Raw genomic sequence first — 12,325 nt, 5'->3', positions numbered from 1 at the left:
GCAGACTTCTGGGCGGTCATGGGAAGAAAAACCGGCGCTGACTGACGACGTGAACCGCCAACAGCACCGGGAGAGGGATCTGTAAAACGTTATGGCAGCGCGGCGACGATGGATATCTCCACCAGAATGCTTGGCTTGGCCATCTTCGCTTCGACGGTGGCACGGGCCGGTGCGGCGCCTTTTGGCAGCCACTGGTCCCACACCGCGTTCATCCCGGCGAAGTGCGCTTCAATGTCGTTCAGGTAGATCGTCGCCGACAACAGATGCTGCTTGTCCGTCCCGGCCAGATCGAGCAGGCGCTCGATATTGGCGAGCACCTCGCGGGTCTGCTGTTCAATTCCGGCGTCAAAGTCGTCGCCGACCTGCCCGGCCAGATACACGGTGCCGTTGTGGCTGACGATCTGACTCATGCGCTCATTGGTGAGCTGGCGCTGGATTGACATGTTTTGCGGACTCCTGGGTCTGGTTGCCGTAACGGGAAATATCGAGGCCTTCGGCGCTGATCTGCGGCTTTTTCTTCGCCATCAGGTCGGCGAGCAAACGGCCGGAACCGCAGGCCATGGTCCAGCCGAGCGTACCGTGACCGGTGTTGAGGAACAGGTTCTTGAACGGCGTGGCGCCAACGATCGGCGTACCGTCCGGCGTGGTCGGACGCAGGCCGGTCCAGAAACTCGCTTCGGCCAGATTGCCGCCCTGAGGATAAAGGTCGTTGACGATCATCTCCAGGGTTTCGCGCCGACGCGGGTTCAGCGACAGGTCAAAACCGGCGATCTCGGCCATGCCGCCGACGCGGATGCGGTTGTCGAAGCGGGTGATCGCGACCTTGTAGGTCTCGTCGAGAATGGTCGAGGTCGGCGCCATGTCCGGATTGGTGATCGGCACGGTCAGCGAGTAGCCCTTGAGCGGATACACCGGGGCCTTGATGCCCAGCGGCTTGAGCAACTGCGGCGAGTAGCTGCCCAGCGCCAGTACGTAGCGATCCGCAGTTTCCAGCTTGCCGTCGATCCACACACCGTTGATGCGGTCACCGGCGTAATCGAGCCTCTGGATGTCCTGGCCGAAACGGAATTCCACACCGAGCTTGCGCGCCATTTCGGCGAGACGGGTGGTGAAGATCTGGCAGTCGCCGGTCTGGTCATTGGGCAGACGCAGCGCGCCAGCGAGAATGTCAGTTACGCCTGCCAGAGCCGGTTCGACGCGGGCAATGCCGGCGCGGTCGAGGACTTCAAAGGGCACGCCGGATTCTTTCAGCACGGCGATGTCTTTGGCGGCGTTATCCAATTGCGCCTGGGTGCGGAACAACTGCGTGGTGCCGAGGCTGCGGCCTTCGTAGGCGATACCGGTTTCGGCGCGCAATTCATCGAGGCAGTCGCGGCTGTACTCGGACAGACGCACCATGCGCTCCTTGTTCACCGCGTAACGGCTGGCGGTGCAGTTGCGCAGCATTTGCGCCATCCACAGGTATTGGTCGATATCAGCGGTGGCCTTGATCGCCAATGGCGCATGGCGTTGCAGCAACCACTTGATGGCCTTGAGCGGCACGCCCGGCGCGGCCCAGGGCGAGGCGTAACCCGGCGAGACCTGGCCGGCGTTGGCGAAACTGGTCTCCATGGCCGCAGCAGGCTGCCGGTCGACCACCACCACTTCAAACCCGGCACGGGCCAGATAGTAAGCACTGGCGGTACCGATGACGCCGCTACCCAAGACCATGACGCGCATTTTCAATCCCTCATCGCGGCTTTTCGCCGAACTGTTTGTTAGAGCAATGATGGGCGCAGTGTAAAAAAGAAATGCCAGTGCTTTTCACTATATAAGCACCTATATTTGGCGACAATTCTCGGCAAAAACCCTTTTCACGGAGGCGCATCCCCTATGCGTACCAACACTCAGACCAAACGTGAGCTGGACAAGATCGACCGCAACATCCTGCGCATCCTGCAGGCGGACGGGCGGATTTCCTTCACCGAACTCGGGGAAAAGGTCGGTCTCTCGACCACGCCCTGCACCGAGCGTGTGCGGCGCCTGGAGCGCGAGGGGATCATCATGGGCTACAACGCCCGGCTCAATCCGCAGCACTTGAAGGGTAGCTTGCTGGTGTTTGTCGAGATCAGCCTCGACTACAAATCCGGCGACACATTCGAAGAATTCAGACGCGCGGTGCTGAAGCTGCCCCATGTGCTGGAGTGCCATTTGGTCTCAGGAGATTTCGACTATTTGGTGAAGGCGCGGATTTCCGAGATGGCCTCGTACCGCAAACTGCTCGGCGACATTCTGTTGAAGCTGCCACATGTGCGTGAATCGAAGAGCTATATCGTCATGGAAGAGGTGAAAGAGAGCCTTTGCCTGCCGATTCCGGACTGATCACCGCAATGATCGTTCCCACGCTCTGCGTGGGAATGCAGCCCGGGACGCTCTGCGTCCCAAAGGCCGAACGCGGAGCGTCCGAAGAGGCATTCCCACGCAGAGCGTGGGAACGATCGCTTACACCAACACCTGCCGATTCGCCGCCATGTACTCGAAAATCTGCTTCTCGACCCGTGGATGTATCAACTCCACCGGCCGCCGCTCGTTCGGGCACGGCAGGGTCTTGGTCGTACCAAACAATCGACAGATCAGCGGCCGCTCTTCATACACCGTGCAGCCATTCGGCCCCAGGTGCACACAGTTGAGTTCTTCCAGCGCGGCATCCTGCTCGGCGCGGGATTTGCGCGGCAGCCGGGCCATTTCCTCGGGCGACGTGGTCACCGGGCCGCAGCAGTCGTGGCAGCCCGGCACGCAGTCGAACGTGGGGATCTGCTGACGCAAGTTGCGGATTTTCTGGCTGTTGCAGCTCATCGAAACGTTGACCAAAGTGGCGGGCTGATGATTGTGCCGCAAAAGTCCGGATCCAGACACCGCAGGCCGACCGATGTTGCCCACGTTCGGGCGCGCGGCTTATGCTCCGTCAAATTTTCTCGACACTCAGCCGTTGGATGATGCCCATGACCGCCCGCGCCCCGACCACCGCGAGCCAACCCCACGTTGCCTCTTATTACGCCGCCAGCAGCCTGCCGCAGCCTGACCATCCCGTGCTGCAAGGCGAGGTGGTGGCGGATGTCTGCGTGGTCGGCGGCGGCTTTTCCGGGCTGAATACGGCGCTGGAACTGGCCGAACGCGGTTTCAGCGTGGTGTTGCTGGAAGCGCACAGGATCGGCTGGGGCGCCAGCGGTCGCAACGGCGGGCAGTTGATTCGCGGTGTCGGTCACGGCCTTGATCAGTTCGCCAATGTCATCGGTGCCGAGGGCGTGCGCGAAATGAAACTCATGGGCCTGGAAGCGGTGGAGATTGTCCGCCAGCGCGTCGAGCGTTTCGGCATTGCCTGCGACCTGACCTGGGGCTACTGCGATCTTGCCAACAAGCCCTCCGATCTAGAAGGTTTTGCCGAAGACGCCGAAGAGTTGCGCAGCCTCGGTTACCGCTACGAAACCCGCCTGTTGCAGGCCAGTGAAATGCACACTGTGGTCGGCTCCAAACGATATGTCGGCGGCTTGATCGACATGGGCTCCGGGCATCTGCACCCGCTGAATCTGGCGCTGGGCGAAGCGGCAGCGGCTCAGCAACTGGGCGTGCAATTGTTCGAGCGTTCGGCAGTGACGCGCATCGATTACGGCCCCGAAGTGAAGGTGCACACGGCGCAGGGCTCGGTGCGGGCGAAGACTCTGGTGTTGGGCTGCAATGCCTATCTCCATGACCTCAACCCGCAACTGAGCGGCAAGGTCCTGCCCGCCGGCAGCTACATCATCGCCACCGAACCGCTGAGCGCAGAGCAGGCGCACAACCTGCTGCCGCAGAACATGGCGGTCTGCGACCAGCGGGTGGCGCTCGATTACTACCGGCTCTCGGCGGATCGACGTTTGTTGTTTGGTGGCGCCTGCCATTATTCAGGGCGCGATCCGAAAGACATCGGGGCCTATATGAAACCGAAGATGCTTGAAGTGTTCCCGCAACTGGCCGGGGTGAAAATCGATTATCAGTGGGGCGGGATGATCGGCATCGGTGCCAACCGCTTGCCGCAGATTGGCCGGCTCGCCGACCAGCCGAACGTGTATTTCGCCCAGGCTTATTCGGGCCACGGAGTGAATGCCACACACCTGGCCGGCAAGCTGCTGGCCGAGGCGATCAGCGGGCAGCATGGCGGCGGCTTTGATCTGTTCGCCAAGGTGCCGCACATCACCTTCCCGGGCGGCAAGCATTTGCGCTCGCCGTTGTTGGCGTTGGGGATGTTGTGGCATCGGCTGAAAGAGTTGGTCTGACGAATCAGGATCGTTCCCACGCTCCGCGTGGGAATGCATCCAGTGACGCTCTGCGTCACAGCGGACGCAGAGCGTCCGGGGCGGCGTTCCCACGCAGAGCGTGGGAACGATCTGTGGTATTCATATCCGCCAAAACGGCTTCAACCCCTCCTCCCTTGCCTGCTCCCGCGTCAACCCGACATCCTTGAGCTGCTCCGGTGTCAGGCCGAGCAACGCCTTACGCGTGTGCAGACGATGCCAGAACAGCTCCCAGCGACTGAGGCCGGACGGCGCGTTACGCAGCAGATTGCGCGCGTGGTCTTTTTGCCCTGCCGCCAGTTCCTGACTGTGTAACGTCAGCCGCACATCGCTCAAGCCGTTCATTTTCGTTGCTCCTGTTTACTTGGGTAGCCAGAGATTCCATGATGCGCGGGCCAGCAAAACCATTACAGACTCAAAGAACCTGTATTAAATCCATACAGATTTGCCGATTCGCTGACTGAATGATCGATTTTTGCCGCATCTGTACTGGTTTTCACCGATACGCACCGAGGCCGCCATGACTCTGTATGTAAACCTCGCCGAATTGCTCGGCACCCGCATCGAACAAGGCTTCTATCGTCCCGGCGACCGCTTGCCGTCGGTCCGTGCCTTGAGCGTCGAACACGGAGTCAGTCTGAGCACGGTACAGCAGGCTTATCGCGTGCTTGAAGACAGCGGTCTGGCCACGCCAAAACCCAAGTCCGGCTATTTTGTCCCCGTCGGACGCGAGTTGCCGGAGCTGCCTGCGATCGGCCGCCCGGCGCAACGGCCAGTGGAGATTTCGCAGTGGGACCAGGTGCTGGAATTGATCCGCGCCGTACCGCGCAAGGACGTTGTGCAATTGGGCCGCGGCATGCCCGACGTCGGCTCACCCACCATGAAGCCGCTGCTGCGTGGGCTGGCGCGAATCAGTCGGCGGCAGGACATGCCCGGTCTGTATTACGACAATATCCACGGCAACCTCGAACTGCGCGAACAGATCGCGCGCCTGATGCTCGATTCCGGCTGCCAGTTGAGCGCCAGCGATCTGGTGATCACCACTGGCTGCCACGAAGCACTGTCCACCAGCATCCACGCGATCTGCGAGCCGGGCGACATCGTCGCGGTGGACTCGCCGAGTTTCCACGGCGCCATGCAGACCCTCAAAGGCCTGGGCATGAAAGCCCTGGAAATCCCCACCGACCCGCTCACCGGGATCAGCCTCGACGCCCTGGAACTGGCGCTGGAACAGTGGCCGATCAAGGCCATTCAGCTCACCCCAAACTGCAACAACCCGCTCGGCTACGTCATGCCCGAGTCGCGCAAACGCGCGTTGTTGACGCTCGCCCAGCGTTTCGACGTGGCGATCATCGAAGACGATGTGTATGGCGAGCTGGCCTATACCTACCCGCGCCCGCGTACGATCAAATCCTTCGACGAAGACGGCCGCGTGTTGCTCTGCAGCTCGTTCTCCAAGACCCTGGCGCCGGGGCTGCGCATCGGCTGGGTGGCGCCGGGTCGATATCTGGAGCGAGTGCTGCACATGAAATACATCAGCACCGGCTCCACCGCGCCACAACCGCAGATCGCCATCGCCGAATTCATCAAGGCCGGCCATTTCGAGCCGCACTTGCGGCGCATGCGCATGCAGTACCAACGCAATCGTGACGCGATGATCGACTGGGTGACGCGCTATTTCCCGGCCGGCACCCGCGCCAGTCGCCCGCAGGGCAGCTTCATGCTCTGGGTGGAGCTGCCGGAAGGTTTCGACACGCTGAAACTGAATCGTGCGCTGCACGATCAGGGCGTACAGATTGCCGTTGGCAGCATCTTTTCCGCCTCGGGCAAGTACCGCAATTGTCTGCGGATGAACTACGCTGCCAAACCAACAGCGCAGATCGAAGAAGCGGTGCGCAAGGTCGGCGCTGCGGCAATCAAATTACTCGCCGAGACCGACTGACCTTTTTTGCGCGCCCGGCGTCCAAATTGCCGACCTCAGCCGCCAACCGGAACGACCCTACGTGAGCTTCAGACAGCCCTTACTCGCTTTACTGATACTCGCCTCGTTCCTCAGCGGCTGCGCCAGCCTTGATGTACCGCGCGAACCGAGCCAGGCTTTGCCAGCTTCGCAATCCAGCTTCGGCCGTTCGATCCAGGCGCAGGCCGCGCCCTACAAGGGGCAGTCAGGGTTTCGCCTGCTCTCCGACAGCGGCGAGGCGTTTACTGCCAGGGCCGAGCTGATTCGTCACGCCCAGGTCAGCCTCGATTTGCAGTACTACATCGTCCACGACGGCATCAGCACGCGGATGCTGGTGGAGGAAGTGTTGAAGGCTGCCGACCGTGGCGTGCGCGTGCGCATCCTGCTCGACGACACCACCAGCGACGGCCTCGACCAGATCATCGCGACCCTTGCGGCACATCCGCAGATCCAGATTCGTTTGTTCAATCCGTTGCACCTGGGACGCAGCACCGGCGTAACACGCGCGGCCGGGCGACTGTTCAATCTGTCCGTGCAGCACCGGCGCATGCACAACAAGTTGTGGCTGGCGGACAACAGCGCGGCCATCGTCGGCGGGCGCAATCTGGGCGATGAATATTTCGACGCCGAACCCAACCTGAATTTCACCGACATCGACATGCTCAGCATCGGCCCGGTGGCCGAGCAGCTCGGACACAGTTTCGACCAGTACTGGAACAGCGCGCTGAGCAAGCCGATCGACGAATTCCTCTCCAGCCAACCGACCGCCGCCGACCTGCAAAACACGCGCACGCGCCTGGAAGAGTCGCTGGAAGAAACCCGCAAGCAGAACCACGCGCTGTATCAGCAGTTGATGAAGTTCACCACCGACCCGCGCATGGACATCTGGCGCAAGGAGCTGATCTGGGCCTGGAACCAGGCCTTGTGGGATGCGCCGAGCAAGGTCCTGTCCAAGGGCGAACCCGATCCGCATCTGCTGCTGACCACACAACTGGCGCCGGAACTGACCGGCGTCAGCAAAGAGCTGATCATGATTTCCGCCTACTTTGTGCCCGGCCAGCCGGGGCTGGTCTACCTGACCGGGCGCGCCGATGCCGGGGTCTCCGTGAGCCTGCTGACCAATTCACTGGAGGCCACTGACGTGCCGGCGGTGCATGGCGGTTACGCGCCCTATCGCAAGGCGTTGCTTGAACACGGGGTGAAACTTTATGAACTGCGCCGCCAGCCTGGGGATAACTACGGCAGCGGGCCGCGAGTGTTCTACAGCAAGTCGTTTCGCGGCTCGGATTCCAGCCTGCACAGCAAGGCGATGATCTTTGATCGACGCAAATCGTTTATCGGCTCGTTCAACTTCGACCCGCGCTCGGTGCTGTGGAACACCGAAGTCGGCGTCCTGGTCGACAGCCCGGAACTGGCCGAGCATGTGCGCGCACTGGCACTGCAAGGCATGGCGCCGACCTTGAGTTATCAGGCGAAACTCGAGGACGGCAAGGTCGTCTGGGTCACCGAAGACAACGGCCAGATGCACACCCTGACCAAGGAGCCGGGGAGCTGGTGGCGGCGCTTCAACTCATGGTTCAGCACCAACGTCGGCCTGGAGCGGATGCTGTAAGTCCGTCTGTTGATGATCCCTTGTGGGATGCGCTCAGGCTGCTTCCGCCGTTGTGCCAAAGGCGCCTTGGCGCAACAACAAAAGCACCAGGCCAAACGCCCCAGCCGCCATCAACAGCGGCAACGCATGCCCATTGATCCACTGACTGCCCGCCCCTGCCGCCAGCGGCCCGACCAGACAACCGACACCCCACAACTGCGCGATATGCGCATTGGCGCGAACCAGCGCATCGTCTCGATAACGCTCGCCAATCAGAATCAGCGACAGGGTGAACAAGCCGCCGGCACTGGCGCCGAACAGCACCCACAACGGCCAGATCAGCAGCGTGTCGAGCAACATCGGAATGGCCAGACTCGACAGCATCAACACCACCGCGCATCCGGCGAACAGCGTGCGCCGCGACAGGTAATCGGCCAACGCGCCGATCGGTAATTGCAGCAGCGCATCGCCGACCACCACGGTGCTGACCATGGCCAGCGCGATTTCGGCGGTGAACCCTTGTTGCAGGCAGTACACCGGCAGCAGCGTCAGAATCATCGCCTCGAACGCGGCGAACAACGACACCGCCCAGGCAATCGCCGGCAACTCGCGGGCGAAGCCCCACAGATCACCAAAGGTCACGCTGTTGGCTTCACTGCTCGGCGCCCCGCTGCGCCCCAGCAGCAGGAAAGGCGAGAGCGTCAGCAGACCGACCCCGACCCAGAAACCGTAATCATGCTCGGTACCGAGCGCACCCAGCAGCAACGGACCGGACAGCTGGCTCAGCGCATAGCTGCTGCCATACAGCGCTACCAAACGCCCGCGCCACTGCTCGACCACCAGCTGATTGATCCAGCTCTCGCCGAGGATGAACACGATGGTCAGGATCACCCCGATCAGCAGGCGCAGCAGCAACCAGATCGGGTAACTCGGCAGCAGCGCCAGCAGGCCGATCGACAATGCCCCGGCCCACAGGCACAGACGCATCAGGTTCGCCGTGCCGAAATACGCGGCGAGATGGCTGGAAATCTTCGCCCCCAGCAGCACGCCGATTGCCGGCATGGCAGCCATCACACCGATCGCGAACGAGCCGTAGCCCCAGCCCTCCAAACGCAACGACACCAGCGGCATGCTGACCCCCAGGGCCAGACCGACACTCAAGACAGACGCCAACACGGCGAAATACGTCGCCCACCGCATGCTCCACGCTCCTGTGGATATTTTTATATGCACCACAAAATCACTGTGGGAGCGAGCCCCTGTGGCGAGGGGATTTATCCCCGTTGGGTCGCGCAGCGGCCCCAAAACCTGCAACCACGATGTATCAGGTACATCGCGTGCAATGGTTTAGCGACTGCTTCGCAGCCGAACGGGGATAAATCCCCTCACCACAGAGGCTCGCTCCCACAGGGGATCTCTGTCTGGTTCGGGAGCCTGACTGAATCAGGCTCCTCTTAGCGGTTTACAGCTTGATCCACGTCGCCTTCAGCTCGGTGTACTTGTCGAAGGCGTGCAGCGATTTGTCGCGACCGTTGCCCGACTGCTTGAAGCCACCGAACGGCGCGGTCATGTCGCCACCATCGTACTGGTTGACCCACACGCTACCGGCGCGCAGGGCCTTGGCAGTCAGATGCGCCTTGGAGATGTCCTGGGTCCACACCGCTGCGGCCAGACCGTATGGCGTGTCGTTGGCAATCTGGATGGCTTCTTCGGCGCTGTCGAAAGCGATCACCGACAACACTGGGCCGAAAATCTCTTCCTGAGCAATCTTCATCGCATTGCTCACACCATCGAAAATGGTTGGCTCGACGTAAGTGCCACCGGTCTCCTGGAGGATGCGCTTGCCGCCGGCGACCAGTTTGGCGCCATCGCTATGGCCGGATTCGATGTACGACAGCACGGTGTTCATCTGCTGGGTATCGACCAGCGCACCGACGTTGGTCGCCGGGTCCAGCGGATTGCCCGGCTTCCAGGTTTTCAGCGCCTCGATCACCATCGGCAGGAATTTGTCCTTGATCGAGCGCTCGACCAGCAGACGCGAACCGGCGGTGCAGACTTCGCCCTGGTTGAAGGCGATGGCGCTGGCGGCGGATTCAGCGGCGGCCTGCAGATCCGGCGCATCGGCGAAGACGATGTTCGGGCTCTTGCCGCCGGCCTCCAGCCAGACGCGCTTCATGTTCGATTCGCCGGCGTAGACCATCAGTTGCTTGGCGATCTTGGTCGAGCCGGTGAAGACCAGCGTGTCGACGTCATTGTGCAGACCCAGCGCCTTGCCGACGGTGTGGCCATAGCCCGGCAGCACATTGAGCACGCCTTTCGGAATCCCGGCTTCAATGGCCAGCGCAGCGATACGGATGGCGGTCAGCGGCGATTTTTCCGACGGCTTGAGGATCACCGAGTTGCCGGTCGACAGCGCCGGGCCGAGTTTCCAGCAAGCCATCATCAGCGGGAAGTTCCACGGCACGATAGCGCCGACCACGCCCACCGGCTCGCGAGTCACCAGGCCCAGTTGATCATGTGGGGTCGCGGCGACTTCGTCGTAGATCTTGTCGATCGCTTCACCGCTCCAGCTCAGCGCCTGCGCCGCACCCGGCACGTCGATGTACAGCGAATCGCTGATCGGCTTGCCCATGTCGAGGGTTTCCAGCAGCGCGAGTTCTTCGGCGTGCTGTTTCAGCAGGCTGGCGAAGCGGATCATGGTGGCTTTGCGTTTGGTCGGCGCCAGGCGCGACCAGACGCCGGAGTTGAAGGTGGCGCGGGCGTTTTCTACAGCACGGTCAGCATCGGCGGCGTCGCAGCTGGCGATCTTGCCGAGCAAGCGGCCATCGACCGGGCTGATGCATTCGAAGGTTTCGCCGGAAACGGCGTCGGTGTATTCGCCATTCAGGAAGGCGCGGCCTTCGATTTTCAGATCGCGGGCGCGTTGTTCCCAGTCGGCACGAGTCAGGGTGGTCATTCGGGTGTCCTCCTCTTATTGAATACGAGCACCGCAAGCGCTGCGGCGCTGTTCAAGAATTCTGCCCGGCCAGCCTGCACTTTCGGCCCGAGGCACCCGCCACCCTAAACCAGCGACCGGGTTTGTTTCAATATATTTGACATAAGCTGGCCATACGGCCTTGCGGTGTTCATTTTAATAAACATAGACTTTGGCCCATTCCAGCCAACGCGCCGTCATTAACGGAGAAAACAACAATGAACATCCAGAACGTCGTCGACATCAGCCTCGCCAGCAGTGAAGCCGAGCGTTCTCGCCCGGACCCGGCGAAAGTGCTCAAAGGCGACCCTGAGCAAGCGGTGTTTCATCAATACGACAGCCCTTGTGGGCAAATGGGTGTTGGTGTGTGGGAAGGCGCGGTGGGCCAGTGGACGGTGAATTACACCGAGCATGAGTACTGCGAGATTCTGCAGGGGGTTTCGGTATTGCGTGACAGCGATGGCAATGCCAAGACCTTGCGCGTTGGCGATCGCTTCGTGATCCCGGCGGGGTTTCGCGGAACCTGGGAAGTGCTGGAGGCTTGCCGCAAGGTTTATGTGATCTTTGAACAGAAGGCTTGAGATGTTTGCTGGCTGATCGGCCCTCATCGCTGGCAAGCCAGCTCCCACAGGTTTTGTGCATGACACAGGTTCTGTGAAGACCGGCAATCAATGTGGGAGCTGGCTTGCCAGCGATAAGGCCTAACCGGTCACCGCAGAATCCAAGCAAAAAAAAGGCCCGTATCTCACGATACGGGCCTTTTTCGCAGTCAGGAAAAATCAATTACTTGATTTTGCCTTCCTTGTACATCACGTGCTTGCGAACAACCGGATCATATTTCTTGATCTCGATTTTGTCCGGGGTAGTACGCTTGTTCTTGTCGGTAGTGTAGAAGTGACCAGTACCGGCGCTCGAGATCAAACGAATCAATTCACGCATGATTAGCTCCCTTAAATCTTGCCATCGCGGCGAAGTTCGGCGAGCACGACAGTGATGCCACGCTTGTCGATGATACGCATGCCTTTGGCAGATACGCGCAGACGCACAAAACGTTTCTCTTCTTCAACCCAGAAGCGGTGATGCTGCAGGTTCGGCAGGAAACGACGACGGGTTTTGTTGTTTGCGTGGGAAATGTTATTCCCAGTCACCGGACCCTTACCGGTAACTTGACATACTCTCGACATGCCTCAGCCCTCTAAAACCACATGCCCAACCCGGCATGGGTTGGCCGCTTAATCTCTCAGTCATTTGGCGCCAGGCGCCGCGTTTCTTTAGAGGTCTTACCGGCTACACCTACAGTGAAGGAACCGGGCCCCTAGAAAAGAGCGCTGCTTTATACCAGAAAGACCGGGGTGCAACAACAATCGGTGTGCAATCAATCGGCAAAAGGGCGATTTTTTCCGCCGCAGACGCCTTGGACAAAGGCTGCGGCCAGTTTTGACCACTCGTCGCAGAAATCCCGTCCTACAGGCGATTCAGACTTTTCATCG

The 12,325-nt window shown here is 60.9% G+C and carries 13 protein-coding genes; 5 read left to right on the top strand and 8 right to left on the bottom strand.

The features are described from left to right. Positions 1–89: 89 nt before the first annotated feature. Both CKW30_RS15375 and dadA read right to left on the bottom strand, forming a co-directional pair. Entirely contained in the window at positions 90–443 is a 354-nt protein-coding gene (locus CKW30_RS15375; protein ID WP_041476645.1) for a RidA family protein, read from the bottom strand. After that, on the bottom strand, positions 415–1,719 hold the full coding sequence (gene dadA / locus CKW30_RS15370) for a D-amino acid dehydrogenase (protein ID WP_056791607.1): 1,305 nt from the start codon (positions 1,717–1,719) through the stop codon (positions 415–417). Before dadA ends, CKW30_RS15375 begins: the two co-directional genes overlap by 29 nt. 153 nt (positions 1,720–1,872) lie before the next feature. Here dadA and CKW30_RS15365 point away from each other — a divergent pair, with 153 nt between their 5' ends. After that, positions 1,873–2,361, top strand: coding sequence for an Lrp/AsnC ligand binding domain-containing protein (locus CKW30_RS15365; RefSeq protein ID WP_010465173.1), 489 nt, complete (start codon positions 1,873–1,875; stop codon positions 2,359–2,361). Between the two features lie 120 nt (positions 2,362–2,481). On the opposite strand, the gene CKW30_RS15360 is transcribed toward CKW30_RS15365, so the two are convergent. Beyond that, complete coding sequence (locus tag CKW30_RS15360; protein ID WP_095181431.1) at positions 2,482–2,835, bottom strand: YkgJ family cysteine cluster protein; 354 nt, start codon at positions 2,833–2,835, stop codon at positions 2,482–2,484. Between the two features lie 146 nt (positions 2,836–2,981). Here CKW30_RS15360 and CKW30_RS15355 point away from each other — a divergent pair, with 146 nt between their 5' ends. Beyond that, positions 2,982–4,292: an FAD-binding oxidoreductase gene (locus CKW30_RS15355; RefSeq protein ID WP_095181245.1), complete on the top strand. Its 1,311-nt coding sequence runs from the start codon at positions 2,982–2,984 to the stop codon at positions 4,290–4,292. Positions 4,293–4,412: 120 nt separating this feature from the next. Here CKW30_RS15355 and CKW30_RS15345 read toward each other — a convergent pair whose 3' ends face one another. Then, on the bottom strand, positions 4,413–4,655 hold the full coding sequence (locus tag CKW30_RS15345; RefSeq protein WP_095181243.1) for a DUF1127 domain-containing protein: 243 nt from the start codon (positions 4,653–4,655) through the stop codon (positions 4,413–4,415). Positions 4,656–4,830: 175 nt separating this feature from the next. Here CKW30_RS15345 and CKW30_RS15340 point away from each other — a divergent pair, with 175 nt between their 5' ends. Both CKW30_RS15340 and CKW30_RS15335 read left to right on the top strand, forming a co-directional pair. Then, positions 4,831–6,252 (top strand): PLP-dependent aminotransferase family protein, encoded by a 1,422-nt coding sequence (locus CKW30_RS15340; RefSeq protein WP_024014794.1) that lies wholly within the window; start codon positions 4,831–4,833, stop codon positions 6,250–6,252. A gap of 61 nt (positions 6,253–6,313) precedes the next feature. Then, a complete protein-coding gene (locus CKW30_RS15335) occupies positions 6,314–7,882 on the top strand; it encodes a phospholipase D family protein (protein ID WP_095181242.1) in 1,569 nt (522 codons plus the stop codon). 33 nt (positions 7,883–7,915) lie between these two features. On the opposite strand, the gene CKW30_RS15330 is transcribed toward CKW30_RS15335, so the two are convergent. Together CKW30_RS15330 and CKW30_RS15325 are read right to left on the bottom strand one after the other, a co-directional pair. Continuing rightward, complete coding sequence (locus tag CKW30_RS15330; RefSeq protein ID WP_016772557.1) at positions 7,916–9,061, bottom strand: MFS transporter; 1,146 nt, start codon at positions 9,059–9,061, stop codon at positions 7,916–7,918. Positions 9,062–9,323: 262 nt separating this feature from the next. Further along, complete coding sequence (locus CKW30_RS15325; RefSeq protein WP_041476638.1) at positions 9,324–10,817, bottom strand: aldehyde dehydrogenase; 1,494 nt, start codon at positions 10,815–10,817, stop codon at positions 9,324–9,326. Between the two features lie 236 nt (positions 10,818–11,053). On the opposite strand from CKW30_RS15325, the gene CKW30_RS15320 reads away from it, so the two are divergent. After that, the gene (locus tag CKW30_RS15320; RefSeq protein ID WP_095181241.1) at positions 11,054–11,416 is read left to right on the top strand and encodes a cupin domain-containing protein; all 363 of its coding nucleotides are present in this window, start codon (positions 11,054–11,056) and stop codon (positions 11,414–11,416) included. Between the two features lie 202 nt (positions 11,417–11,618). Here the strand turns inward: CKW30_RS15320 and rpmG are convergent, their stop codons facing one another. After that, positions 11,619–11,774, bottom strand: a complete 156-nt coding sequence (gene rpmG, locus CKW30_RS15315; protein WP_016772554.1) for a 50S ribosomal protein L33 — start codon at positions 11,772–11,774, stop codon at positions 11,619–11,621. 11 nt (positions 11,775–11,785) lie between these two features. Further along, on the bottom strand, positions 11,786–12,019 hold the full coding sequence (rpmB, locus tag CKW30_RS15310) for a 50S ribosomal protein L28 (RefSeq protein ID WP_007920377.1): 234 nt from the start codon (positions 12,017–12,019) through the stop codon (positions 11,786–11,788). Between the last annotated feature and the right edge of the window lie 306 nt (positions 12,020–12,325).

It is taken from the genome of Pseudomonas sp. Irchel 3F6, from assembly GCF_900187595.1.
In the GTDB taxonomy this organism is placed as follows: domain Bacteria; phylum Pseudomonadota; class Gammaproteobacteria; order Pseudomonadales; family Pseudomonadaceae; genus Aquipseudomonas; species Aquipseudomonas siliginis.
This window is presented reverse-complemented; position numbering and strand designations above follow the sequence as displayed.

Bases quoted from the DNA above. Each gene is read 5' to 3' on its own strand.
- CKW30_RS15375 (WP_041476645.1), bottom strand. From the start codon at position 443: ATGTCAATCCAGCGCCAGCTCACCAATGAGCGCATGAGTCAGATCGTC.
- dadA (WP_056791607.1), bottom strand. From the start codon at position 1,719: ATGCGCGTCATGGTCTTGGGTAGCGGCGTCATCGGTACCGCCAGTGCT.
- CKW30_RS15365 (WP_010465173.1), top strand. From the start codon at position 1,873: ATGCGTACCAACACTCAGACCAAACGTGAGCTGGACAAGATCGACCGC.
- CKW30_RS15360 (WP_095181431.1), bottom strand. From the start codon at position 2,835: ATGAGCTGCAACAGCCAGAAAATCCGCAACTTGCGTCAGCAGATCCCC.
- CKW30_RS15355 (WP_095181245.1), top strand. From the start codon at position 2,982: ATGACCGCCCGCGCCCCGACCACCGCGAGCCAACCCCACGTTGCCTCT.
- CKW30_RS15345 (WP_095181243.1), bottom strand. From the start codon at position 4,655: ATGAACGGCTTGAGCGATGTGCGGCTGACGTTACACAGTCAGGAACTG.
- CKW30_RS15340 (WP_024014794.1), top strand. From the start codon at position 4,831: ATGACTCTGTATGTAAACCTCGCCGAATTGCTCGGCACCCGCATCGAA.
- CKW30_RS15330 (WP_016772557.1), bottom strand. From the start codon at position 9,061: ATGCGGTGGGCGACGTATTTCGCCGTGTTGGCGTCTGTCTTGAGTGTC.
- CKW30_RS15325 (WP_041476638.1), bottom strand. From the start codon at position 10,817: ATGACCACCCTGACTCGTGCCGACTGGGAACAACGCGCCCGCGATCTG.
- CKW30_RS15320 (WP_095181241.1), top strand. From the start codon at position 11,054: ATGAACATCCAGAACGTCGTCGACATCAGCCTCGCCAGCAGTGAAGCC.
- rpmG (WP_016772554.1), bottom strand. From the start codon at position 11,774: ATGCGTGAATTGATTCGTTTGATCTCGAGCGCCGGTACTGGTCACTTC.
- rpmB (WP_007920377.1), bottom strand. From the start codon at position 12,019: ATGTCGAGAGTATGTCAAGTTACCGGTAAGGGTCCGGTGACTGGGAAT.